Here is a 26,639-nt window from a genome sequence, read left to right on the forward strand (position 1 = left end):
TCAGTCCTCCTGGTCGGGGGTGGTGGGCTCGCCGGCGAGGTCGCCGGTGAAGTCGTCGGTGAGGTCTCCGGTGATCCCGGCGAGACGGGCGGCCACGATCGGCCCGATCTGGGCCAGTGAGCCCGGCTGGGTCATCCGGTCGTGGCGGGTGGTGATGTCGTGCGACTCGATCCGCCCGGCGACGTAGGGCTGCCAGATCCCGGCGCAGGCCGAGTCCTCGGTGCGGTCGATCGTGGAGTTGAACAGCAGCAGGTCGCCGTGGAACCGGTCCGGGACGTGGTCGACCGCCAGCCTGGCGTTGTTGATCATGATCTGGACGACGGCCTCGATGCGCCGCTCGTCCAGGCCCGCCAGGGCGCTGCCGCGCCCGCGAAGGATCTCGGCGACCTCGGGGTAGGTCAGCAACCCGTCCCCCAGCTCCTCCGGGTCGCAGTCGAGGATGCCGACCAGGACGTCCCGTTCGCTGGGCACGGGCACCTGCTCGAACGTCACGTCCTTCACCGGGTAGGCGTCGAGGATCGCGAGCAGGTCGGTCCGCTCCCCGCGGGCCTGGAACTCGCAGGCGATCGCGTGGGCGATCAGGCCGCCGGCGGACCAGCCGAGCAGCCGGTAGGGACCCTCGGGCTGGACCTTGCGGATCTGGTCGGCGTAGTCGGCCGCCATCTCCGTGTAGGAGGCCGGAAGCTCCTCGGGCCGGGCGAGGCCGCGCGCCTGGATCGCGTACACCGGGTACTCGGGGCCGATGTGGTTCAGCAGCCCGGAGTAGGACCAGCTGATGCCGCCGCCGGGGTGGATGCAGAACACCGGCGGACGGGTGCCGGTCGACCGCAGCGGCAGCACCACGTCGAAGGCGTCCTCGGGGTTGTTCATCGCCAGGCGGCTCGTCAGACCTGCCACGGTGGGTGCTTCGAACAGGGTGCGCAGGCCGACCTGGACGCCCAGTGTCTCGCGGACGAGCGAGACCAGGCGGGCGGCGAGCAGCGAGTGGCCGCCGAGGTCGAAGAAGCTGTCGTCGATGCGGACCTGGTCGCGGCCGAGGACCTCGGCGAACAGGGCGCACAGCAGCTGCTCCTGCGGGGTGCGGGGGCCCCGGCCGCTGCCCGCCGTGTCGTACTCGGGCGCCGGGAGGGCGGCTCGGTCCAGCTTCCCGTTGGCGGTCAGCGGCAGGCCGTCCAGGGTGACGAACGCCGTCGGCACCATGTACTCGGGCAGGTCGCGGCCGAGCCGCCGGGACAGTTCGTCCGGCTCGGGCGCGCCCTCGGCGGTGGGCACCAGGTAGGCGACCAGTCGCTGGTCCCCCGGCCGGTCCTCGCGGGCGACGACGGCCGCCTGCGCGACGCCCGGGCACGCGGCAAGGACGGCCTCGACCTCTGCGGGCTCGATCCGGAAGCCGCGCAGCTTGACCTGGTCGTCGGCCCGGCCGGCGAACTCCAGCGTGCCTTCGGAGCGCCACCGGGCGAGGTCGCCGGTGCGGTACATCCGGCCGCCGGGCGGCCCGTACGGGTCCGCCGTGAACCGCTGGGCCGTCAGGCCGGGCCGGCCGAGGTAGCCGCGGGCCACGCCCGCACCGGCGAGGTACAGCTCTCCGGTCACGCCCGCGGGCACCGGCTGGAGTCCGGCGTCGAGCACGTACGCCCGCATGTTCGCCATCGGCCGGCCGATCGGCACGGTCGCGGCGGATTCGGGAAGGTCGTGGACCCGGTGGTGGGCGCCGAAGGTCGTGGTCTCGGTCGGGCCGTAGCCGTTGACGACCGTGAGCCCGGGGCAGGCCGCCAGCACCTGCGCGACGGCGGCCGGCGACACCACGTCGCCGCCGGTCCACACCTCGCGGACCCCGGCGAGCAGGCCGGGCCGTTCCTCGGCCACCAGCCGGAACAGGCCGGCCGTCAGCCACAGTCCGGTCACCCCGTGGTCGGCGACCGCTCCCGCGAGCAGGTCGAGGTCGAGCCGGCCGGGCGGGGCGACGACGACCCGACCGCCGCCGAGCAGCGGCACCCAGAGCTCGTACGTCGAGGCGTCGAAGGCCGTCGGCGAGTGCAGCAGCACCCGGTCGTGACCGCCCTCGCGCCAGCACGGGGCCAGCGCGAGCGCCGCGACGTCGCGGTGGGTGACGGCCACGCCCTTCGGCCGGCCGGTCGAGCCGGAGGTGTACATCACGTACGCCAACTGCCGTGGGTCGCAGCCGACTTCCGGGTCGGACTCGTCGGTTTCGGCCTTGCTCAGGGCGGTCAGCACGTCCTCGGTGAGCACCAGCGCCGCGCCGGTCTCCCGGACGATCAGGTCGATCCGGGAGGACGGGAAACGCGGGTCGAGCGGGACGTAGGCGCCGCCCGCCTTGACGATCGCGAGGATCGCCACGACCAGCTCCGCCGAGCGCTCCACCAGCACCGCCACCGGGGTCTCCGGCCGGACGCCCTGGCCGATCAGGGCCCGTGCCAGGCGGTTGGCTCGCCGGTCCAGCTCCCGATAGGTCAGTTCGGCACCGTCGGCGACGACCGCCACCGCGTCCGGCGTGGCCCGTACCCGGCGGGCGAACAGCTCCGGCAGGCCGGCCTCCGGCAGTTCGGCGTCGGTCCGGTTGAACGCGACCAGGAGCTCGCGGCGCTCCTCGGCGGACAGGATGTCCAGCCGGCCGATCGGCCGGTCAGGATCGGCGGCCGCCGCCCGCAGCAGCCGCACCCAGCGGGCGAACAGCAGCTCCACGGTGGCCGGGTCGAACAGGTCGGTGGCGTACTCCACCGCGCCGAGCACGCCCGCCGGGGTGGGGGCACCTCCCGGGCCGCCAGGCTCAGGGGGACCGTCCGCACCGTACTGCTCGGCCAGGCTGACGGTCAGGTCGACGCGCGCGGTGTCGGTCGGGGCCGCCAGGTGGGCGGTCTCCAGGCCCGGCAGGGTGAACTCGCCCACCGGGGCGTTCTGCAGGGCGAGCATGACCTGGAACAGCGGGTGGTGGGACAGCGACCGGGTCGGGTTGACCACCTCGACCAGATACTCGAACGGCACGTCCTGGTGGGCGTAGGCGGCCAGCGCCTTCTGCCGTACCCGGCCGAGCAGTTCGGCGAAAGCGGGGTCGCCGCCGGTGTCGGTGCGCAGCACGAGGGTGTTGACGAAGAACCCGACGAGATCGTCCAGCGCCTGGTCGGTCCGCCCGGCGATGGGGCTGCCGATCGGGATGTCGGTGCCGGCGCCGAGCCGGGTGAGGAGTGCGGCGAGACCGGCCTGGAGCACCATGAACATGCTGGCGCCGTGCGCGGTGGCCAGCTCCCGCAGGTCCCGGTGGAGGTCGGCGTCGAGCCGGACCTCGATCCGGCCGCCCCGTTGGGAGGCCTCGGCCGGGCGCGGCCGGTCGGCCGGCACCGGCACCTGGTCCGGCAGGCCGGACAACTCCCTTGTCCAGTAGTCGAGTTGCCGGGCGAAGAGGCTGCCCTGGTCGGCGCTGTCGCCGAGCAGGTCCCGCTGCCACAGGGTGTAGTCGGCGTACTGGACCGGCAACGCCGACCACTGCGGTTCCTCGCCCCGGCAACGGGCCGCGTAGGCGGCGGCGAGGTCCCGGGACAGCGGGCCCATGGACCAGCCGTCGCCGGCGATGTGGTGCACCACGATCAGCAGGACGTGGCGGTCCGGGGCGAGCGCGAACAGCTCCGCCCGGATCGGCGGTTCGGCGGCCAGGTCGAACCCGCGCCGGGCGCCCTCGGCCAGCCGCTCGGCCAGCCGGTCCTCGTCGAGCTCGGTCACCGGCAGGGCCGGGTGCGCCTCGGCCGCGCCCAGCACGAGCTGGTACGGCATTCCGTCCGCCTCGCGGAGTACCGTGCGCAGGCTCTCGTGCCGGGCGACGACGTCCGCGAGCGCGGCCCCCAGGGCCTGCCGGTCGAGCCGGCCGTCCAGCCGCAGCGCCAGCGGCATGTTGTAGGTGGCGCTCGGGCCGTCCATGCGGTGCAGGAACCACAGCCGGCGCTGGGCGAAGGACAGCGGGATCAGCTCGGGGCGCGGACGGGCCGTCAGCGCGGGCCGCTCCGTTACGGAGCCGTCGAGGCGGGCGGCCAGCCCGGCCACGGTCGGGTGCTCGAACAGCGTCCGGACCTCCAGCTCGGCGCCGAAGGTCGCCCGGACCCGGGAGGCCAGGCGGGTCGCCAGCAGCGAGTGCCCGCCGAGGTCGAAGAAGCTGTCCTCGACACCGACCTGCGCCAGCCCGAGCACGTCGGCGAAGAGTTCGGCGAGCAGCTGCTCCTGCGGGGTGCGCGGCGCCCGCCCGGCCCCGGCCGTCCCGAGGTCGGGAGCGGGCAGGGCACGACGGTCGAGCTTCCCGCTGGCGGTCAGTGGCAGCGCGTCCAGGACGACGAAGGCCGACGGCACGAGGTAGTCGGGCAGGCGGTCACGGAGCCGGTCGCGCAGTTCGCCGATGAGGGCGCCGCTGCTGCGGGACCCGGTCGGGCGGTTGGTGAGCGAGGACAGGGCGGTGCCGGACGGCCGCAGCGGCCGGTAGGCCTCGACGGGGGCGTCCTGCGGTGCCGACGCTCCCGCGAAGAGCACGTCCAGCGCGTCGGGCGCCGTGGTCGACCAGGTGACGTCGACGCGGCGGCCGAGTTCGTCGCCGAGCGCCCGGAAGTCCTCCGGGTCGGGCAGGGCGCCGTCGTCGTCCAGGCCGTGCAGGCGGTCCACCAGTTCGGTGAGTGCGCCCTCTCCGGTCTGCACCGCACGGGCCAGCGCGGCCTCCCGCGCGACGCGGCGGTTCGGCACCCCGGTGAGGCGCACCGCGTCCGCACCGTGCCGCGCGAGCAGCTCACGCAGGTCCGCGAGCCCCGCGACCTGCCGGCCCCACTCCAGCCCGATCGGCTCGACCGCTGCCGCCGGCGCGGTCGGCCGCTTGTGCAGGGTGACGTCGTAGCGGTAGCGGGTCAGCTCGTTGTGGTGCCGGCCGCGCTTGACCTCCACGGCCACGGCGCCGATGTCCCGGCCGCGGTCGCGCACGGCGGTGAAGAAGTCCGGGTCGACGAGGAGTTCCTTCTCGACCAGGAGAGCCTGTTCAACCGCGCGGCGCACCGTGGACAGGTCGGCGCCGTCAGCGGCCCGGTGCAGCTGGACGGCGGTGGCCAGGGGGCGCAGCAGCCGCAGGTTGCGGACGTCGCCGACGAACAGCGCGCCGCCGGGGGCGAGCAGCCGCATCAGCCGGTCGACCACCTCCGCGAGGTAGTCGGCGGACGGGAAGTACTGGACCACCGAGTTCAGCACGATGGTGTCGAACATCCCGGCGGGCAGCCCGTCGGTGTCGTGCGCCGGGCGGGTCCGCAGGACGACGCGCTCGGCCAGGTCGGCCTGCCCGGCCACCTGGGCGGCCAGCGCGTCGATCGCGGTGGCGGAGAAGTCGGTCGCCCAGTACGTCTCGCAGTGCGGTGCGATCCGCGAGAGGAGCAGGCCGGTTCCGACGCCGACCTCCAGGACCCGGCGGGGGCGCAGAGCCAGGATGCGCGCCACGGTGGCGTCCCGCCACTCCCGCATCTGCTCGACCGGGATCGGGCTCGCGTCGTAACTGCTGTTCCAGCCCACGAAGTTCTGGCCGAAGGCGGTCTCCCCCGGGGTGATGGGCAGGGCGTCGTAGATGTCCTGCCACTCGCCCACGTGGTCCGCTTCGAGGCCGCTGTCGCGGGTCGCGTCCTGGCGGGGGACGACGTAGCCGATGAGGCGGTCGTCCTGGGCGAGGACGGCGGCCCGGGCGACGGCGGGGTGCTCGGCCAGAGCCGACTCGATCTCGCCGAGTTCGATCCGGAAACCGCGCACCTTCACCTGGTCGTCCGCACGACCGACGTACTCCAACTCTCCCCCAGCCTCCGGCCGGGGGGACCCCCAGGCACGCCAGCGGACGAGGTCACCGGTGCGGTACATCAGCGAGCCCGCCGGACCGAAGGGGCACGCCACAAACCTCCCGGCCGTCAGACCCGGCCGGTTCAGGTACCCACGCGCCAGACCCGCACCCGCGACGTACAACTCGCCCGCCACACCCGGCGGCACCGGCTGCAACCGCCCGTCCAGCACGAACACCCGCGCATTCGCGATCGGACGCCCGATCGGTGGAACACCCGACCCCGGCGACAACGGATCGCTCATCGTCGCGCACACCGTCGTCTCCGTCGGACCGTACGCGTTCACCATCCGCCGCCCGGGCGCCCACCGCGCCACCAACTCCGGCGCACACGCCTCACCCGCCACGACGAGCGTCGACACCGTCACCTCGTCCTCGGGCAGGGCCGCGAGGACGGACGGGGGCACGGTCGCGTGGGTGATCGCGAGGCCCGGGTCGGTCAACGCGGCCACCGGCTCCGACGCGGGAGGCAGGACCAGCGCCGCGCCGGACAGCAGGGCGGTGAAGATCTCCGACACCGAGGCGTCGAAGCTCGGCGACGCGAACTGGAGCACCCGGCTGCCCGGATCGATCGCGAACCGCTCGATCTGCGCGGCGACCAGGCCGGCCACGCCGGCGTGACTGACCACGACGCCCTTGGGGCGGCCGGTCGAGCCCGAGGTGTAGATCACGTAGGCCGGGTGCCGAACGTCCAGCGCCACGACCGGATCGGTGTCCGGCCACGCGCCCTCGACCACCATCGCCGGGTCGTCGACCACCACCGCCGGGCGCGCGTCCTCCAGCATGAACGCGATCCGAGCCTGCGGATACGACGGATCCACCGGCAGATACGCGGCACCGGCCTTCAGCACGCCCAGGACGGCCACCACCGACCCAACCGACCGCGGCAACGTCACCGCCACGACCTGCTCCGGCCCCACACCCCGAGCGATCAACGCATGCGCGAACCGGTTCGCCCGAACGTTCAACTCCCGATACGTCAACTCCTCGCCCCCGGACACCAGAGCAACCGCATCCGGCGTCACCGCCACCTGCGCCGCGAACGCCTCCGGCACCGGGACGGCCGAAACCTCACGCGAAGTCAGGTTGCTCTGCTCGAGCAGCCGGTGCCGCTCGCCTTCGTCGAGGATGTCGATCCGCCCGATGGGCCGCTGCGGGTCGGCGGTCACCGCCTCCAGCAGGAGCGTCCAGCGCCGGGCGAGGGCGGCGACCGTCGAGCGGTCGAACAGGTCGGTGGCGTACTCCACCGCGCCGACGATCCCGGCCGGGCTTCCGCCCGGCCCGAACCGTTCGGCCAGGTTCACGCCGAGGTCGAACTTGGCGGTTCCGGTAGCCACCGCATAGGTCGAGACGTCCAGGCCGGGCAGCGCGAACCGGCCCATCGGCGCGTTCTGCACGGCCAGGACGGTCTGGAACAGCGGGTGGTGCGACAGCGACCGGGACGGGTTCAGCACCTCCACCAGATGCTCGAACGGCACGTCCTGATGCGCGAACGCCGACAACGCCGTCTCCCGCACCCGCCCCAACAACTCGGCGAAACTCGGATCACCACTCGTGTCCGTCCGCAACACCAGCGTGTTGACGAAGAACCCGACCAGATCGTCCAGCGCCTCGTCCGTACGCCCCGCGATCGGACTCCCGATCGCAATGTCCTCTCCCGCCCCCAACCGCGTGTACAACGCCGCCAACGCCGCCTGCAACACCATGAACAGACTCGCCCCCGAACGCCGCGCCAACTCCACCAACGCCGCGTGCAGTTCGGGAGTCAGCTCAAGGCCGACGTGGTCGCCCCGCCAGCCCGCGACGGCCGGCCTCGGCCGGTCGGCGGGCAGCCGGAGCTGCTCGGGAAGGCCGGCCAGCTGCTGCTTCCAGTAGCCGATCTGTTCGGCGAACCGGCTCTCCGGATCGGCGGCGTCGCCGAGCAGGTCGCGCTGCCACAGGGTGTAGTCGGCGTACTGGACCGGCAGGGCCGGCCGGTGCGGTACGCGGCCCTCGCACCTGGCGGCATAGGCCTCGGCCAGGTCTCGGGCCAGCGGGCCGGTGGACCAGCCGTCACCCGCGATGTGGTGCACGACCAGCAGCAGGACGTGCCGGTCCGGGGCGAGCGCGAACAGCTCCGCCCGCAGCGGTGGTTCCTCCGCCAGGTCGAACGGCTGCCGGGCCGCCTCGGCGAGCCGCTCCGCCAGGTCGTCCTCCCGCGCCTCGGTCACGCTCATCCCGGGCCGCGCCGCGTCCGCGTCGAGGACGCGCTGGCACGGCACACCGTCGACCTCCGGGAACACGGTCCGCAGACTCTCGTGCCGGGCCACGACGTCGGCCAGCGCCTCCTCCAGCGCCGCTCCGTCGAGGGTTCCGGTCAGCCGGAGCGCCAGCGGAATGTGGTACGTCGCGGCGGCGCCGTCCATCCGGTGCAGGAACCAGAGCCGGCGCTGGGCGAAGGAGAGCGGCACCCGTTCCGGCCGCTCGCGCGCGGTCAGCACGGGCCGGGCCCGGTCGGCCCCGTCCAGCGCCGCCGCCAGCCCCGCCACGGTGGGCGCCTGGAAGAGCGCGCGCAGCCCCAGTTCCACGCCGAGCACCGAGCGCACCCGCGCGACCAGCCGGGTGGCGAGCAGGGAGTGCCCGCCCAGGTCGAAGAAGTCGTCCTCGGCCCCGACCTGCGGCAGGCCCAGCACCTCGGCGAACAGCCCGCAGAGGATCTGCTCCTGCGGCGTGCGCGCCACCCGCCCCGCCCCCGTGGCCGCCGACTCGGGTGCGGGCAGCGCAGCGCGGTCCAACTTCCCGTTCGGCGTCAGCGGCAACGCCTCCAGCACCACGAACACGGCCGGCACCAGGTAGTCCGGCAGGCGGGCCGCCAGGTATCGGCGCAGTTCGGTCGGCCGGACGGTGGCGTCCTGGCGGGGGACGACGTAGCCGATGAGCCGGTCGTCCTGGGCGAGGACGGCGGCCCGGGCGACGGCGGGGTGCTCGGCCAGAGCCGACTCGATCTCGCCGAGCTCGATCCGGAAACCGCGCACCTTCACCTGGTCGTCCGCACGACCGACGTACTCCAACTCTCCCCCAGCCTCCGGCCGGGGGGACCCCCAGGCACGCCAGCGGACGAGGTCACCGGTGCGGTACATCAGCGAGCCCGCCGGACCGAACGGGCACGCCACAAACCTCCCCGCCGTCAGACCAGGCCGGTTCAGATAACCACGCGCCAGACCCGCACCCGCGACGTACAACTCCCCTGCCACACCCGGCGGCACCGGCTGCAACCGCCCGTCCAGCACGAACACCCGCGCATTCGCGATCGGACGCCCGATCGGCGGCACACCCGACCCCGGCGACAACGGATCACTCATCGTCGCGCACACCGTCGTCTCCGTCGGACCGTACGCGTTCACCATCCGCCGCCCCGGCGCCCACCGCGCCACCAACTCCGGCGCACACGCCTCACCCGCCACGACGAGCGTGGCGGCCGTGAGTTCGGCACCGTCCAATGCGGCCAGCGCCGAGGGCGGCAGCGTCACGTGGGTGACGCGGAGCCCGCGGTCCGTCAGGGCCTCCAGCGGCGCCTCGGACGGAGCCAGCACCAGGGCGGCACCCGTCAGCAGGGCGCTGCAGAGGTCCCAGAACGCCGCGTCGAAGCTCGGCGAGGCGAACTGGAGCACCCGGCTGCCGGCCTCGACACCGAGCCGCTCGACCTGCGCCGCCACCATGCTCGGCACGCCGGCGTGGCTGACCACCACGCCCTTGGGGCGGCCGGTCGAACCCGACGTGTAGATCACGTAGGCCGGGTGCCGAACGTCCAGCGCCACGACCGGATCGGTGTCCGGCCACGCGCCCTCGACCACCGTCCCCGGATCGTCGACCACCACCGCCGGCCGCGCGTCCTCCAGCATGAACGCGATCCGCGCCTGCGGATACGACGGATCCACCGGCAGATACGCGGCACCGGCCTTCAGCACGCCCAGGACGGCCACCACCGACCCAACCGACCGCGGCAACGTCACCGCCACGACCTGCTCCGGCCCCACACCCCGAGCGATCAACGCATGCGCGAACCGGTTCGCCCGAACGTTCAACTCCCGATACGTCAACTCCTCGCCCCCGGAGACCAAAGCAACCGCATCCGGCGTCACCGCCACCTGCGCCGCGAACGCCTCCGGCACCGGGACGGCCGAAACCTCACGTGCGGTCAGGTTGCTCTGCTCGAGCAGCCGGCGCTCCTCCGCGTCCAGCACGTCGATCGTGCCGATCGGCCGGCCTGGGGCGGCGGCGACCGCGGCCAGCAGCCGGCTCCACCGGGCGAAGAGGGTCTCGACCGTCCGCCGGTCGAACAGGTCGGTGCTGTACTCGATCATGCCGCTCAGCCCGGCCGGCGCGCCGTCGGGCCCGCGCCGCTCCGCGAGACTGAAGGTCAGGTCCAGCCGCGAGGTACCGGTGGGCACGGTCACCCCGGAGACCTTGAGGCCGGGCAGGTCGAAGTCGCCGCCCGGTGCGTTCTGGACGACCAGCCCGGTCTGGAACAGCGGGTGGTGCGACAGCGACCGGGACGGGTTCAGCACCTCCACCAGATGCTCGAACGGCACGTCCTGATGCGCGAACGCCGACAACGCCGTCTCCCGCACCCGCCCCAACAACTCGGCGAAACTCGGATCACCACTCGTGTCCGTCCGCAACACCAGCGTGTTGACGAAGAACCCGACCAGATCATCCAGCGCCTCGTCCGTACGCCCCGCGATCGGACTCCCGATCGCAATGTCGTCCCCCGCACCCAACCGCGAGTACAACGCCGCCAGCGCCGCCTGCAACACCATGAACAGACTCGCCCCCGAACGCCGCGCCAACTCCACCAGCGCCGCGTGCAGTTCGGCGTCGATCCGGACGTCCAGCAGGTCGCCGCCGTACGACATCGCGGCCGGACGCGGCCGGTCGACCGGCAGTGCCAGCTGGTCGGGCAGCCCGGCCAGCGCCTCGGTCCAGTAGGCGACCTGGCGGGCGAACGCGCTGTCCGCGTCGTGCTCGTCGCCGAGGATCTCGTGCTGCCACAGCGTGTAGTCCGCGTACGTCACCGGCAGCGGCGGCCAGTCGGGCGCCTCGCCGGCCCGCCGGGTGGCGTACGCGGTGGCGAGGTCCCGGGCCAGCGGCTCCAGGGACCAGCCGTCACCCGCGATGTGGTGCACCACCACCAGCAGCACGTGCTCGTCCGGCGCGAGCGCGAACAGCTCGGCGCGCAGCGGCACTTCCGACGTCAGGTCGAATCCGCGCACCGCCGCCTCGCGCAGCAGTGCCGGCACCTCCGCCTCACCGGCGGCGCGCACCGTCAGCGGGACGGCGGCCTCGGCGGCGTCCAGCACCCGCTGGCGCGGCACGCCGTCGGTGTGCGGGAAGACCGTGCGCAGGGTCTCGTGCCGGGCCACCACGTCCGCCAGCGCGGCGCGCAGCGCGGTCTCGTCGAGGTCGCCGGACAGCCGCAGGGCCAGCGGCATGTGATAGGTGGCGCTCGGTGCCCCGAACTGCTGCAGGAACCAGAGCCGGCGCTGGGCGAACGAGAGCGGCATCGGGTCGAGGCGGGGCCGGGGCACCAGGGCCTGTCGCGCGGCGCCGGCGTCGTGCAGCCCGGCCGCGAGCCCGGCGGGCGTCGGCGTCCGGAACAGGCTGCGGAGCTCCACCTCGACACCGAGTGTCGCGCGGACCCGCGACACCAGCCGGGTGGCGAGCAGGGAGTGCCCACCCAGGTCGAAGAAGTCGTCGTCGGCCCCGACCTGCGGCAGGCCCAGCACCTCGGCGAACAGCTCACACAGGATCTGCTCCCGCGGCGTACGCGCAACCCGCCCCGCCCCCGTGGCCACCGGCTCCGGCACGGGCAGCGCAGCGCGATCCAACTTCCCGTTCGGCGTCAGCGGCAACGCCTCCAGCACCACGAAGGCGGCCGGCACCAGGTAGTCCGGCACCCGGTCGCGCAGGTACGCCGCCAACTCCGGCGCGGTGGCCCCGTTCCGGGCCGAGGGCACCACGTACGCGACGATCCGGGTGTCGCCCGGCCGGTCCTCGCGGGCGAGCACGGCCACCTGGGCGACGCCCGGGTGCGCGGTCAGCTCCGCCTCGATCTCGCCGGGTTCGATCCGGAAGCCGCGGACCTTCACCTGGTGGTCCACCCGGCCCGCGAACTCCAGCTCCCAGTCCGCGCGCCAGCGGACCAGGTCGCCGGTGCGGTACATGAGCGAGCCCGGCAGGCCGAACGGGCAGGCCACGAACCGCCCGGCGGTGAGCCCCGGCCGGTTCAGGTAGCCACGCGCCAGCCCGGCGCCGGCCAGGTACAGCTCACCCGTCACGCCGGGAGCGACCGGTTGCAGCGCCGGATCCAGCACGTACACCTGGCAGTTGGCGATCGGACGGCCGATCGGCACCGGCAGCGGGCAGTCGGCGGGGTCGGCCGGCAGCTGGTAGGCGGTGATGACGTGCGTCTCGGCGGGGCCGTAGTGGTTGTGCAGCACCCGGCCCGGCCGGCGGGTCTGGAAGCGGCGGACGGCTCCGCCCAGGCGCATCGCCTCGCCGGCCTGCGCGACCAACCGCAGGCTCGGCAGGTCGAGTCCGGCCTCCTCGGCGGCCTCCGCCAGCGCCTCGACCACCAGGTTGGGCGCGAACAGCTCCGCGACCCGGTGACGGTCCAGCCAGTGCGCGAACAGCTCGGCGCTGCGGCGCTGTTCGTCGGTCGGCACCACCAGGGTCTTGCCGAACAGCAGCGCGGAGAGCATCTCCTGCACCGAGACGTCGAAGCTGATCGCCGTGAACTGCGCGGTGCGCGTGCCCGGTTCGCCGCCGACGGCTCCGTGGTGCCAGCGCAGCAGGTTCAGCAGCCCGGCGGCGGGCATGACGACGGCCTTCGGCCTGCCGGTGGAGCCGGAAGTGTAGATGACGTAGGCCGGGTGCTGCGGCGACAGTGCCGCCGTCCGGTCGGCGTCGGTGGGGTCGGTCTCCGGGTGGTCGCCCGGCGGGTCGACGGCCGCGAGGTCGTCGAGCACGACGGTCGGCCGCGCGTCCTCCAGCATGTACGCGATGCGGGCGGACGGGTAGTCCGGGTCGATCGGCAGGTATCCGGCGCCGGTCTTGAGCGCCGCGACGACGGCGACCACCAGCTCCGGGGAGCGCGGCAGGCGCAGCGCGACCAGGTGCTCCGGTCCCACCCCGCGCCCGATCAGCGCGTGGGCGAGCCGGTTGGCCCGGGCGTTGAGCTCGGCGTACGTCAGCACGGTGTCCTCGAACACCACCGCCGGGGCCTGCGGGACGGCCCGGACCCGCGCCTCGAACAGGGCGGGCAGGCCGGTGAAGTCGGCCGCGGCCGCGGTGTCGTTGCGCGCGACCAGCAGCTCGTGCCGCTCCTCGGCGGTGAGGACGTCGATGCGGCTCAGCGGCCGGTCCGGCTCGGCGACGACCGCCGCCAGCAGGCGCAGCCAGCGGGCGACCAGCGTCTCCACCGTGGCGTGGTCGAACAGGTCGGTGGCGTACTCGACCCGTCCGATGATTCCCTCGGCGGGCCCGCCGGTGCCGCCGCGCTCCAACAGGTGGAAGCCGAGGTCGAACATCGCGGTGGGCGTGCGCACCGGCAGGATCTCGGTGCGCAGGCCACGCAGTTCGAACGCGGTGCGGGGCACGTTCTGCAGCGCGAGCAGGACCTGGAAGAGCGGCTGGCGGGCGAGCGACCGGGCCGGGTTGAGGGCCTCGACGAGGTGCTCGAACGGCAGGTCCTGGTGCGCGTACGCGGCCAGGGCGCTCTCCCGGACCCGGACCAGCAGGTCGGCGAACGTCGGGTCGCCGGAGGTGTCGGTGCGCAGCACCAGCGTGTTGACGAAGAATCCGACGAGCTCGTCCAGGGCCTGGTCCGTCCGGCCGGCGATCAGGCTGCCGACCGGGATGTCCGTTCCCGCTCCCAGCTTGTCCAGCAGCGACGCCAGGGCGGCCTGCAGCACCATGTAGACGCTGGCGCCATGCTCCCGGCCCAGGCGGACCAGGGCGCCGTGCAGTTCCGCGTCCAGCTCGATCGTCAGGTGCCCGCCGTGGTAGGAGGTGGTCGCCGGGCGGGGCCGGTCGGCGGGCAGCCGGATCTGCTCGGGCAGGCCGGCCAGCCGTTCGGTCCAGTAGGCCGACTGCCGGGCGAACGGGCTCTCGGGATCGGTCCGGTCCCCGAGCAGTCGGTCGTGCCATAGGGTGTAGTCGGCGTACTGGACGGGCAGTGGCGCCCACCGCGGCTCGTCACCGCGGCACCGGGCGGCGTACGCGGTGGCCAGGTCGGCGGACAGCGGGCCCAGCGACCAGCCGTCACCGGCGATGTGGTGCACCACGAGCAGCAGCACGTGTTCGTCCGCCGAGAGCTCGAACACCTCGGCGCGCAGCGGCGGTTCGGCCGCGAGGTCGAATCCGCGCCCGGCGACCCCGGCCAGCAGCTCCGGCAGGTCCGTCTCGTCGGCCGGGGTGACGTCCAGCTTCGGCCGGACCTCCGTGGCGTCCAGCACCTCCTGGTACGGCACGCCGTCCACCGCCGGGAAGACCGTGCGCAGGCTCTCGTGCCGGGCGACGACGTCGCCGAGCGCCGCCTCCAGGGCCGGCCGGTCGAGCGGCCCCGAGAGCCGCCACGCCAGCGGCATGTTGTAGATCGGGCCGGCGCCCTCCAGCTGGTGCAGGAACCACAGGCGGCGCTGGGCGAAGGACAGCGGCACCCGGTCGGGCCGTTCCGTGCGGCCGAGCGCGAGCCGGGCCCGGCCGGCTCCGGCCAGTCCCGCGGCCAGTCCGGCGACCGTCGGGGTCGCGAACAGGGTGTGCAGGCCGAGCTCGACGCCCAGGGTGGCCCGGATCCGGGCCACCAACCGGGTGGCGAGCAGCGAGTGCCCGCCCAGGTCGAAGAAGTCGTCGTCGGCGCCGACCCCGGCCACGCCCAGCACCTCGGCGAACAGCTCGGCGAGGACCTGCTCCTGGGGGGTGTGCGGGGCCCGGCCGGTCCGCGCCGCGGTGAACTCCGGCTCGGGCAGGGCGCGCCGGTCCAGCTTGCCGTTCGCGCTCAGCGGCAGGGCGTCCAGCACCACGAACGCCGACGGCACCATGTAGTCCGGCAACCGCTCGCGGAGGTGGGCGCGCAGTTCGTCCGGCGGGACCTCGGCCCCGCCGGTGGGCACCAGGTAGGCGACCACGCGGGTGTCCTCGGCCCGGTTCTTCCGGGCGATCACCGCGACCTGGCGGACCCTTGGGTGTTCGGCCAGCACGGCCTCGATCTCGCCGAGCTCGATCCGGAAGCCGCGCACCTTCACCTGGTCGTCCGCACGACCGAGGTACTCCAGCTCTCCCCCAGCCTCCGGCCGGGGGGACTCCCAGGCGCGCCAGCGGACGAGGTCGCCGGTGCGGTACATGAGCGAGCCCGCCGGACCGAACGGGCACGCCACGAACCGCCCGGCCGTCAGCCCCGGCCGCTTCAGGTAGCCACGCGCCAGCCCCGGGCCCGCGATGTACAGCTCGCCCGGCACGCCCGGCGGCACCAGGCCCAGGCGCTCGTCCAGCACGTGGACCCGGAAACCGGCGATCGGACGCCCGATCGGCGGCACGCCCGAGCCCGGCGACAGCGGGGCGCTCATCGTCGCGCACACCGTCGCCTCCGTCGGACCGTACCCGTTGACCATCCGCCGCCCCGGCGCCCAGCGCGTCACCAGCTCCGGCGGGCACGCCTCGCCGCCCACCAGCAGCGTCGGCACCGCCACCTCGCCCTCGGGCAGGGCCGCCAGGACGGATGGCGGCACGGTCACGTGGGTGATCGCGAGGTCCGGGTCGGTCAACGCGGCCACCGGCTCCGACGACGGAGGAACCACCAGGGCGGCACCGGACAGCAGGGCGGTGAAGATCTCCGACACCGAGGCGTCGAAGCTGGGCGACGCGAACTGGAGCACCCGACTGCCGGCATCGATGCCGAGCCGCTCGACCTGCGCCGCCACCATGCTCGGCACACCCGCGTGGCTGACCACGACGCCCTTGGGCCGGCCCGTGGAACCCGAGGTGTAGATCACGTAGGCCGGGTGCCGGACATCGAGCGCCGCCATCGGATCTGCGTCGGAGTGGCCCTCCGTCTCCGCGACCATCGCAGGATCGTCGACCACCACCGCCGGGCGGGCGTCCTCCAGCATGAACGCGATCCGCGCCTTCGGGTACGCCGGATCCACCGGCAGATACGCGGCGCCCGCCTTCAGCACGCCCAGGACGGCCACCACCGACTCCACCGACCGCGGCAGCATCACCGCCACGACCTGCTCCGGTCCCACGCCCCGAGCGATCAACGCATGCGCGAACCTGTTGGCCCTGGCGTCGAGTTGACGATACGTCAATTCAGCCCCGTCACCGACCAGGGCGACGGCCTCCGGGGTCGCCGCCACCTGTGCCCGGAACAGCGCGGGCAGGCTCTCGGCGGGCGGGTCCGCCATGTCCTCGGCGGCGGGCAGCAGTTCGCGGCGCTCCTCCGCGGACAGCAGGTCGATGCGGCTGAGCCGGCGTTGCGGGTCGGCGACGGCCGCGGTCAGCAGCCGCCTCCAGCGCGCGAGCATCGTCTCGACGGTGGCCGGGTCGTACAGGTCGCTCGCGTACTGGACGAACGCGTCGATCCCCGCCGGGATGGGGGCACCTCCCGGGCCGCCAGGCCCAGGGGGACCGTCCCCCGCGTGCCGCTCGGACAGCGAGAAGACCAGGTCGAACTTGGACGTGGTCGTGGTCAGCTCCACCTCGCCGACCCGCAGGCCGGGCGGGGCGAACTCGGCCCGGGCGTTGTTCTGCAGCACCAGCATGACCTGGAACAGCGGGTGGTGGGAGAGCGACCGCACCGGGTTGAGGGCCTCGACCAGGTACTCGAACGGCAGGTCCTGGTTCGCGTAGCCGGCCAGCGCGGTCTCCCGGACCCGGGCGAGCAGCTCGGTGAACGTCGGATCGCCCGAGGTGTCCGTACGGAACACGAGGGTGTTGACGAAGTACCCGACCAGCTGGTCCAGCGCCTGGTCGCTCCGGCCGGCGGCCAGGCTGCCGACCGGGATGTCGTCGCCCGCGCCGAGCCTGCTCAGCAGTGCCGCCAGCCCGGCCTGGAGCACCATGAACAGGCTGGTCCCGGTGGTGCGCGCGAGCTCGCGCAGGCCGCGGTGCAGCTCCGCGTCCAGCCCGGCCCGCACGTAGCCGCCCCGGTGCGAGGCGACCGCCGGGCGCGGCCGGTCGGTGGGCAGCTGGATCTGCTCCGGCAGCTCGGCCAGCCGGTGCGTCCAGTAGGCCGCCTGACGGGCGAACGAACTGTCCCGGTCGGTGGCCTCGCCGAGCAGCTCGTGCTGCCACAGGGTGTAGTCGGCGTACTGCACCGTCAGCGCCTCGCGCCGCGGCGCCTCCCCGCGGCAGCGGGCCGCGTACGCCTCGGTCAGGTCGGCGGCCAGCGGGCCGAGCGACCAGCCGTCACCGGCGATGTGGTGGATCACCAGCAGCAGCACGTGCTCGTCCGGTGCCAGTTCGAACAGCTCGACGTGCAGCGGCAGTTCGACCTCCAGGTCGAACCGGTGGGTCAGCGCCGCCGTCAGCACGCCGGACAGCTCACCCTCGGTCGTCCGGCTCACGGCCAGACCCGGGCGGGCCGCCACGACGTCCAGTACCTGCTGGTACGGCACGCCGTCGACCACCGGGAAGACCGTCCGCAGGCTCTCGTGCCGGGCCACCACGTCCGTCAGGGCCGCGTGCAACGCGTGCCGGTCGAGCGGGCCGGACAGCCGCCACGCCAGCGGGATGTTGTAGTTCGCGCTGGCGCCCTCCAGCTGGTGCAGGAACCAGAGCCGCCGCTGGGCGAACGACAGCGGGATGTGCTCCGGCCGCGGGTACGGCGCCAGTGCCCGCTGCGCCGGGCCGGCCCCCGCCAGGGCGGCGGCCAGGCCCGCCGGGGTCGGCGCCTCGAACAGGGTGCGCAGTTCGAGCTCCACCCCGAGCGTCGCGCGGACCCGCGCGGCCAGGCGGGTCGCCAGCAGCGAGTGCCCGCCCAGGTCGAAGAAGCTGTCCTCCACGCCGGCCGCGGCCACCCCGAGGATCTCGGCGAACAGCTCGCAGAGGATCTGCTCCTGCGGGGTGCGCGGCGCGCGGCCGGTGGCGGCCGGGGTGGCGTCGGGGGCGGGCAGGGCCCGGCGGTCGAGCTTGCCGTTGGTCGTCAGCGGCAGCGCGTCCAGCAGCACGAACGCCGACGGCACCATGTGGTCGGGCAGCCGCTCGGCCAGGTGGTCGCGCAGGTCGGCCGGGCGTGGCGCCGCGCCCGGGGCCGGCACCAGGTAGGCGACCAGCCGGGTGTCGTCGGCGCGGTCCTGCCGTGCCAGGACGGCGACCTGGGCGACGCCGGGGTGCGCGGCCAGCGCCGCCTCGATCTCGCCGAGCTCGATCCGGAAACCGCGGACCTTCACCTGGTCGTCCGCCCGGCCGACGAACCGCAGGCTGCCTCCCCCGCGCTCCGGCCGGGGGGACCCGCAGGCGGCCCGGCGCATCACGTCGCCGCTGCGGTACATCCGGGCGCCGGCCGGCCCGAACGGGTCGGCGACGAACCGCCCGGCGGTCAGGCCCGGCCGGTTCAGGTAGCCGCGCGCCAGCCCGGCGCCCGCGACGTACAGCTCGCCGGGCACTCCCGGCGGCACCGGCCGCAGGTGGTCGTCCAGCACGTACGCGCGCAGGTCCGGCAGGGCCGTGCCGACCAGGCCGGCGGCGGAGCCCAGCCGGTCCAGCGCCGCGTACGTGACGTGCACCGTGGTCTCGGTGATGCCGTACATGTTGACCAGCAGCGGGGCGTCGTCCGGGTGCCGCTCGTACCAACTCGCCAGCCGGGCGGGCTCGAGCGCCTCGCCGCCGAACACCACGGTGCGCAGGGCGAGCGAACGACCGGTCTCCGGCGCCTCCGCGTCCGCCTGCATCAGCTGGTAGAAGGCGGACGGCGTCTGGTTGAGCACCGTCACCCGCTCACGGGCGAGCAGCTCCAGGAACCGGCCGGGCGAGCGGCTGGTCTCGTAGTCCACGACCACCAGGCGGCCGCCGTGCAGCAGCGCGCCCCACAGCTCCCACACCGAGAAGTCGAAGGCGTAGGAGTGGAAGAGCGTCCACACGTCGTCGGCGGAGAAGTCGAACAGCGCCCGGGTGGTGGCGAACAGCCGGACCACGTTCCGGTGCGGGACCACCACGCCCTTGGGGTCGCCCGTCGAGCCGGAGGTGTAGATGACGTACGCGGGGTGCCCGGGACGGACGGGGACCTCCGGGTCCGCGTCCGGGAGGGCCGCGAGGTGCTCGGCCGTCGCCGGGTCGTCCAGCAGCAGCCGCTCGACCGGGTCCGCACCCGGCAGTTCGCCGGTCCGGCTCGTCGTCAGAAGGAGCGAGGGCCTGGAGTCCTGGAGCAGGTAGGCGATCCGCGCGGCCGGGTAGCGCGGATCCACCGGCACGTACGCGGCACCAGCCTTGAGCACCGCGAGCACAGCCACGACCAGCTCCGCCGAGCGCGGCAGGGCCAGCGCCACCAGGTGCTCAGGCTCCACACCCCGGGCGATCAGGGCGTGCGCGAGCCGGTTGGCCCGGGTGTTCAACTCGCCGTACGTCAGCGTCACATCGCCGCTCACCAGGGCGACCGCGGCCGGGTCCAGCCGGACCTGCCGCTCGAACAGTGCGGCGAGGCCGCTCTCCGGGGTCTCGTCGCTGCAACCCGCATCGGCCGGAAGCAGCGCCAGGAGTTCCTCGGCGGACAGCACGTCCACCCGGCCGAGCCGCCGGCCGGGGTCGGCCACGACGGCCCGCAGCAGCCGCAGCCACCGCTCCACGATGCCGGCCGCGGTGGCTTCGTCGAACAGGTCGGTGCTGTACTCCAGCACGCCCGACAGCCCGTCCGCGCCGGCCTGTTCGGCCAGGATGAAGGTCAGGTCGCACTTGGCCGTGCCGGTGTGGACCAGCTCGGCCGCCACCCGCAGCCCCGCCAGGTCGAACCCGCCGGTCGGCGCGTTCTGCAGCGTGAGCATGGTCTGGAACAGCGGGTGGTGCGCCAGCGACCGGGCCGGGTTCAGCGCCTCCACCAACTGCTCGAACGGCAGGTCCTGGTGCGCGTACGCGGCCAGCGCGGTCTCCCGGACCCGGGCGAGCAGCTCGGTGAACGAAGGGTCGCCCGAAAGGTCGGTGCGCAGCACCAGGGTGTTGACGAAGAAGCCGACCAGGTCGTCCACGGCCTCATCGGTGCGTCCGGCGATCGGGGTGCCGATCGGGACGTCGGTGCCGGCGCCGAGCTTGCCCAGCAGGGCGGCCAGCCCGGCCTGGAGCACCATGAACATGCTGGCGCCGCCGTCGCGGGCGAGCGCCCGCAGTCCCTGGTGCAGCTCGGCGTCGACGCGTACCGGCACCTGCGCGCCCCGGAACGACATCGCCTCCGGCCGGGGCCGGTCGAACGGCAGCTCCACCTGCTCGGGCAGGTCCGCCAACTGTTCTGACCAGTAGGCCAGTTGGCTGCTCAGGGGACTGTCCGGGTCCGACGCGTCCCCGAGCAGTTCCTGCTGCCAGAGGGTGTAGTCGGCGTACTGCACCGGCAGCGGTGCCCACTGCGGCTGCGCCTCCGCGCTCCGGGCCGCGTAGGCGGTGGTCAGATCCCGCGAGAGCGGGGCCATCGACCAGCCGTCACCGGCGATGTGGTGTACCACCAGCATCAGCACGTGCTCGTCGGCCCCCAGCGCGAACAGTTCGGCGCGCAGCGGCGGTTCCGCTGCGAGGTCGAAGCCGTGCCGCGCCGCCTCGGCCAGCCGGTCCGGCAGCTCGTGCCGGGCGACTTCGGTCACCGGCAGCGCGGGACGGCCCGCCTCTGCGTCCAGCACGCGCTGGCAGGGCACGCCGTCGACCGCCGGGAACACGGTGCGCAGGCTCTCGTGGCGCTCGACCACGTCCGCCAGGGCGGCTGCCAGCGCCCGCCGGTCCAGGGCTCCCGACAGCCGCAGCGCCAGCGGCACGTTGTAGGTGGCGCTCGGGCCGTCCATGCGGTGCAGGAACCAGAGCCGGCGCTGCGCGTGGGACAGCGGCACCGCTTCGGGGCGCTCGCGCCGCGTCAGCGCGGGCCGGGCCCGGCCCGCGCCGTCCACCGCCGCCGCCAGCTCCGCCACCGTCGGCGCGTCGAACAGGTCGCCCAGCGTCAGCTCCACGCCCAGGACGGACCGCGCCCGGGCGACCAGCCGGGTGGCGAGCAGCGAGTGCCCGCCGAGTTCGAAGAAGCTGTCGTCCGGCCCGGCCTCGGGTACGCCGAGCACCTCGACGAACAGCCCGGCGAGCAGGTGCTCCGTCGCGGTGCGAGGGGCGCGGCCCGGGGCGGACGGCTGCAGCTCGGGCGCCGGGAGGGCCCGCCGGTCGAGCTTCCCGTTCGGGGTCAGCGGCAGTTCGTCCAGGGTCACGTACGCGGCCGGCACCATGTGCTCCGGCAGGCGCTCCCGCAGATGGCCGCGCAGAGCGGCGGCCGCCGCCGTGGCGCCGGTCGCCGGAACGACGTAGGCGACGAGCCGGGGTTCGTCGTCGGTGCGCACCACGACGGCGGCCTGCGCGACGTCCGGGTGTTCGGCGAGTACGGCCGCGATCTCGCCGGGCTCCACCCGGAATCCGCGGATCTTGACCTGGTCGTCGTTGCGCCCGAGGAATTCCAGATTCCCGTCCGAGCCCCAGCGCACGAGGTCGCCGGTGCGGTACATCCTGGATCCGGTCGGCCCGAACGGGTCCGCCACGAACCGCCCGGCGGTCAGACCGGGGCGGTTCAGGTAGCCGCGGGCCAGCCCCGCACCGGCGATGTACAGCTCACCCGGCTGACCGGCCGGCAGCGGCCGCAGGGCGCCGTCGAGCACGTACAGCCGGGCGTTGGCGACCGGCCGGCCGATCACCGGGCGCGGGCTCGAATCCAGGGGTGCGATCGCCGAGTTGACGGTGCACTCGGACGGCCCGTAGAGGTTGAGGCACGCCACCCCGTCGGACGCCCGCAGGTGCGCCCACAGCTGCTCGGCAACGGCCTCACCGCCGACCGCGACCACCGCCGGGCGCTGCTGCGGATCGCTCAACAGCCCTTGTGCGAGCAGGACATGGAGGTAGGAAGGGGTGGCGCCGACGTAGTCGAGCCGGCACCGCCGGGCATGGTCGACGAAGGCGTCCGGGTCGGTCCAGGTCGCCTGGTCCAGGACGTGCAGCTCGTGGCCGGCGAACAGGCCGAACAGCTGGTCCCAGGCGGCGTCGAACGACACCGACGTGGTCAGCGCCACCCGCAGCCGACGCCCGGACGGCGACGGGAACAGCACGGACCGCTGGTTGCCGAACAGGTTCCGCAGGCCGCCGTACGTCGTCACCACGCCCTTGGGCCGGCCCGTGGAACCGGAGGTGTAGACGATCTGCGCCGGGTGGCCCGGGTCGACGGCCACCGCCGGGTCCACCGGCGGGTGACCCGCCAGCGACGCGGCCGTCTCCGGGGCGTCGAGCACCAGCCGCTCGACGGGGCCGGCTTCGGGAAGCCGGTCCCGGGTTTGGGCGTCGGTCACCAGCAGCGCCGGCCGGGCGTCGCCGAGCAGGTAGGCGATCCGGGCGGCGGGGTACTCCGGGTCGACCGGCAGCCAGGCCGCCCCCGCCTTCAGCACCGCGAGGATCGCCACCACCAGGTCGGCCGACCGCGGCAGGGCGAGCGCCACCACCCGCTCAGGCCCCGCGCCCCGGGCGATCAGGGCGTGCGCCAGTCGGTTCGCCCGCGCGACCAGTTCGGCGTACGTCAGGGAGACACTCCCGCAGACCAGCGCGACCTCGTCCGGTGTCGCGGCGGCCTGCGCCGCGAACAGTTCGGGCAGGCTGTCGGCGGGCGCCTTCACCACCGGCCCGGCGCCCAGGGCCAGCAACTCGCGCTGCTCGTCCGCGGCGAGCAGGCCGATCCGGCCCACCGGCTCCTGCGGGTCGCAGTCCACGACGGTGTCCAGCAGGGCGAGCAGGCGCTGCTGATGGGCGGCCAGCTCGCCGTCGCTCCAGGTCTCCGGTGAACCGTGGAGCTTGATCTGCAGGTCGTCGCCGCCCCGGTGCCCGACGAGCGAGATCGCCAGGCCGGTCGTCGCGCCGGCGACCAGGTGGTGGGCCGTGGCGGGGTGCCCCGCGAAGCTCGGCGGGGAGTCGAAGACCATGATGTTGACGATGAGCGGGAAGGCCGCCCCGATGACGCCGGGCAGGCCGAGGTCCCGCAGCAGGTCCTCGCTGCGGTAGCGCTGGTGCGCGAGCGCGGCGTCGACCTCGCGTGCCACCTGGGTGACGAGGTCGTGCCACGGCATGTCCGGTCGCACCGTCAGCCGCAGCAGCACCAGGTTCGACACCGCGCCGGGCGCTGCCATCAGCGCGGGTACCGCTCGCTCGCGGCCGGTGACGGGAAGGCCGATCACCACGTCCCGGTCCCCGGTCAGCCGGTGCGCGTAGAGCGCCGTCGCGGCGATCAGCAGGCGGGACCAGCGCACGCCGGCCCGCCCTGCCGCCGTCCGCAACGCCTCCGAGCGGAGCACCGCCGAGGCCGCGACCGCCCGGAGGGCACCGCCCGGGTCGCCCGGCGCCCGGTCGGTGAGCCGGGTCGGGGTCGGCCGGTCGGCGAAGCGCTCCGTCCAGTACGACCGGTCGGCGGTGAACTGTGCGGAGGAGCGGTAGTCGGCGTCCGCCTCCACCAGATCGTCCAGCGAGCGGAACGCTCCGGACGGGACCGGCCGGCCCTCGGCCAGCGCCGTGTAGGTCTGCGCGACCCGCTGCCGGACGAGGGCGTAGCCGAACCCGTCCATCACCAGGTGGTGGTAGTTCTGGTACCAGAGGTGGTGCGTCGGCGACAGCCTGATCAGGGCGTGGCTGAACAGCGGGTCGCGGGCGAGGTCCAGCGGCCGCATCCGGTCCTCGGCCATCCACTCCAGGGCCGCCGCGAACGGTGCCGGCTCCTCCCCGAGGTCGAGGAAGGCCGGTGCCCAGTCCCACCTCCCGCGGCGGACCTGGCGCGGGTCCGGCCCGTCATCGGCGAAGCTCACGTGCAGCGCGTCGGTCTCGTCGACCACCCGGCGCAGCGCGGTCTCGAACAGGTCCCGGTCGACCGGCCCGTGGATCTCCACGTACTCGCCGATGCGGTAGGCCGGAATCGCCGTCCGGGAGCACTGCTCGGCGAGCCGGATCTCGCGCTGGGCCGCCGTCAGGGGAAGGGCGTCGCCGTCGCGACGGGACATGGGGGTACCTCCAGGAGTGTGGGCAGGCGTGGGGGCCGGGCGCGCGGGAGCGCGCCGACCGCGGTGACGTCACGCGGTCGGCGGGCGGGAGGCGCGGCTTCTGCGGTCAGGCGGCGGCGAGGTCTCCGGCCTGGAGCTGCCAGAGGGATGCGTAGAGTCCGTGCTGGCCGAGCAGTTCGTCGTGGGTGCCCTGCTCGGCCACGACGCCGCCCTTGTCCATGACGTAGATCCGGTCGGCGTGGCGGACCGTGGACAGCCGGTGGGCGATGATGACCATGGTCCGGTCGGTGGCGAAGTCGCGGAGCGTGCGCTGGATGGCGGCCTCGGTCTCGTTGTCCACGGCGGACGTGGCCTCGTCGAGGATCACGACCGGGGAGTTCTTGAGGATCGCCCTCGCCAGGGCGATCCGCTGCCGCTGACCGCCCGACAGCGCGGCGCCGCGTTCGCCGATCAGCGTGTGGTAGCCGTCCGGCAGCGTCGCGATGAAGGTGTGCGCCTCGGCCATCCGGGCGGCTTCCTCCACGGCGTGGTCGGAGGCGCCGAAGCTGCCGTACCGGATGTTCTCGGCGATGCTGCCGTCGAAGAGGAACGGGTCCTGGGCGACGAAGCCGATGGCGTTGCGGACGTCCTGCCGCGGCATGTCGCACAGGTCCCGCCCGTCGAGCAGCACGCTGCCGGACTCCGCGTCCTGGAAGCGCATCAGCAGCTTGGCGATCGTCGTCTTGCCGGAGCCGGTGGCGCCGACGATGGCGGTGACCCGCCCGGCGGGGATGGTCAGCGAGACGTTCTCCAGCACGGGCGGCCGGTCGGGGTAGGCGAAGGTCACCTCGTCGAGGACGATCTCGCCGTGCACCTTCTCGGCGTCGAGCGGTCCGCCGGTGCCGTCGGTCTCGACGGGCAGGGCGCGCAGCCGCTGGACCCGGTCATAGGCGGCCAGCGTGCGCTGGTACTGGTCGACGATGCCGCCGAGCCGGTTCATCCGCAGCAGCACCATCTGGGGCAGCCCGATCAGCGGGCTGAACACCTCGAACGGCAGGGTGCCCTTCAGCACCGAGCGGCCGCCGATCAGCAGGGTGCCGGCCATGGAGCCGGTCGTGCAGACCCGGACGATCTCCGCGTGGCGGATCGTGCTCCGGTCGGTCTGCCGGCTGCTCTCCTGGGCCGCCTCGCTCAGCCGGTCGATGCGCTCGGCCTCGTAGTCCTCGGTGCAGAAGCTCTTGACGGTGGCGCCGGCCTCCAGGGTGTTGACCAGCTGGCTGTGCAGCCTCGCCCGGTGCTCGCCGGAGACGGCGTAGTCAGCCGCGACCTTCTCCTGGTAGTGGAACGACAGCCAGGCGATGGCCGGGATGGGCAGGAACGCGATCCAGGCGATCTGCGGTGCCAGCAGCAGGAAAAGCGGCACCAGGAGGACCAGGCTGGTGCCCAGTTGCAGCACGTCGTTGGCGGAGGTGGCGAAGAAGGCGCCGAGCTGGCCGACGTCGTCCGTCAGCGCGCCGGCGACCCGGGTCGTCCGCTCGCCCTCCAGGTGGCGCAGTTCGAGGTGCTGCACGTGCGCGTACGTGCGGCCCCGCCAGTCGTGCTGGATGTCCTGGCCGAGCCGGCGCCACTGGAGGCTGGAGGTGTACGAGAGGCCCGCCACGGCGGCACAGGCCGCGGCCACCAGTCCTGCCAGGCCCCAGAGTTGGGCGGAGGCGGTGGTCAGCCCGAGACTGGCCAGCGGGGCGGCCCGGCCCTTGATGAGCACCAGCGCGGTCCAGCCGAGGAACGTGCCGAGCGCCATCTCCGAGACCTGGCACGCGACCGACAGGGCCGAGGCCCGGTAGAGGCGCCGCCGGTGCGGTCCGACGATCTCCAGCAGGGGGTGGCGTGCGGCTCCGGCCCCGGACAGTTGCCGGGCCTCGTCGGCCGTCCTGCGCCAGGCCCGCCGGAGGACGGCCGTGGTCGCGGCCGCCACGCCGCCCAGCGCCACCAGCTGCCTGCTCAGTACCGACCCGCGGATGAGGGCGACACCGGCCGCCACCCCGCCTCCGACGGCGAGCGTGGAGCGCACGACGCCGCGATCCGTTCGCGGGGCCCGCGCGGCAGCGGGTCGGGCCGGTGCGGGACGGGCGGCGCCCGCCGCGTTCTCCACCACCAGGGTGACGGCTCTGCGGATGAACCGGCCGACGTCCGCGGCGCTCACCCGCGCGTCGTGGCGGACGAGCACCCCGCCGGTGATCGGGCTTGCCTGGGCCTCGGTGACACCGGGAACGCGCCGCAGGGTCGCGGCGAGGACTTCGGCGATCCTGGGCCGTCCGAGAACCGGCTTGACGTCCCAGCGCTGGCGGCCCGGAATGACCGAGCGCGGGCGCACGTCCAGATCCACGTTGCGATATCCGGCTGCGGCACCCAGCAGAGATGGCATGTGTACGATCACCTGTTTGCGGAGGTCGCAAAAAACCGTCACGGGCACGACGGAGCAGTGCGACAGATCGGAAGGTCTGGAGAAATCAGGGTCATGCAGTCAGCGGACCTGCGGCCGACCGCCGCGTGGGCGCATTTCCCGAAGC

At 74.0% G+C, this 26,639-nt stretch carries 2 protein-coding genes; both read right to left on the reverse strand.

The genetic code is table 11. From position 1 onward, the window contains the following. Positions 1-24,090 (reverse strand): non-ribosomal peptide synthase/polyketide synthase, encoded by a 24,090-nt coding sequence (locus tag F7Q99_RS33640; RefSeq protein ID WP_153468849.1) that lies wholly within the window; start codon positions 24,088-24,090, stop codon positions 1-3. Positions 24,091-24,196: 106 nt separating this feature from the next. Beyond that, positions 24,197-26,494 carry an ABC transporter ATP-binding protein/permease gene (locus tag F7Q99_RS33645; protein WP_153468853.1) on the reverse strand — a complete coding sequence of 766 codons (2,298 nt, stop codon included), beginning with the start codon at positions 26,492-26,494 and terminating at the stop codon, positions 24,197-24,199. Positions 26,495-26,639: the final 145 nt, after the last annotated feature.

This window comes from Streptomyces kaniharaensis (genome assembly GCF_009569385.1).
Classification (GTDB): domain Bacteria; phylum Actinomycetota; class Actinomycetes; order Streptomycetales; family Streptomycetaceae; genus Kitasatospora; species Kitasatospora kaniharaensis.

Coding starts and splice junctions, on each gene's coding strand:
- F7Q99_RS33640 (WP_153468849.1), bottom strand. CDS start 24,090: ATGTCCCGTCGCGACGGCGACGCCCTTCCCCTGACGGCGGCCCAGCGC.
- F7Q99_RS33645 (WP_153468853.1), bottom strand. CDS start 26,494: ATGCCATCTCTGCTGGGTGCCGCAGCCGGATATCGCAACGTGGATCTG.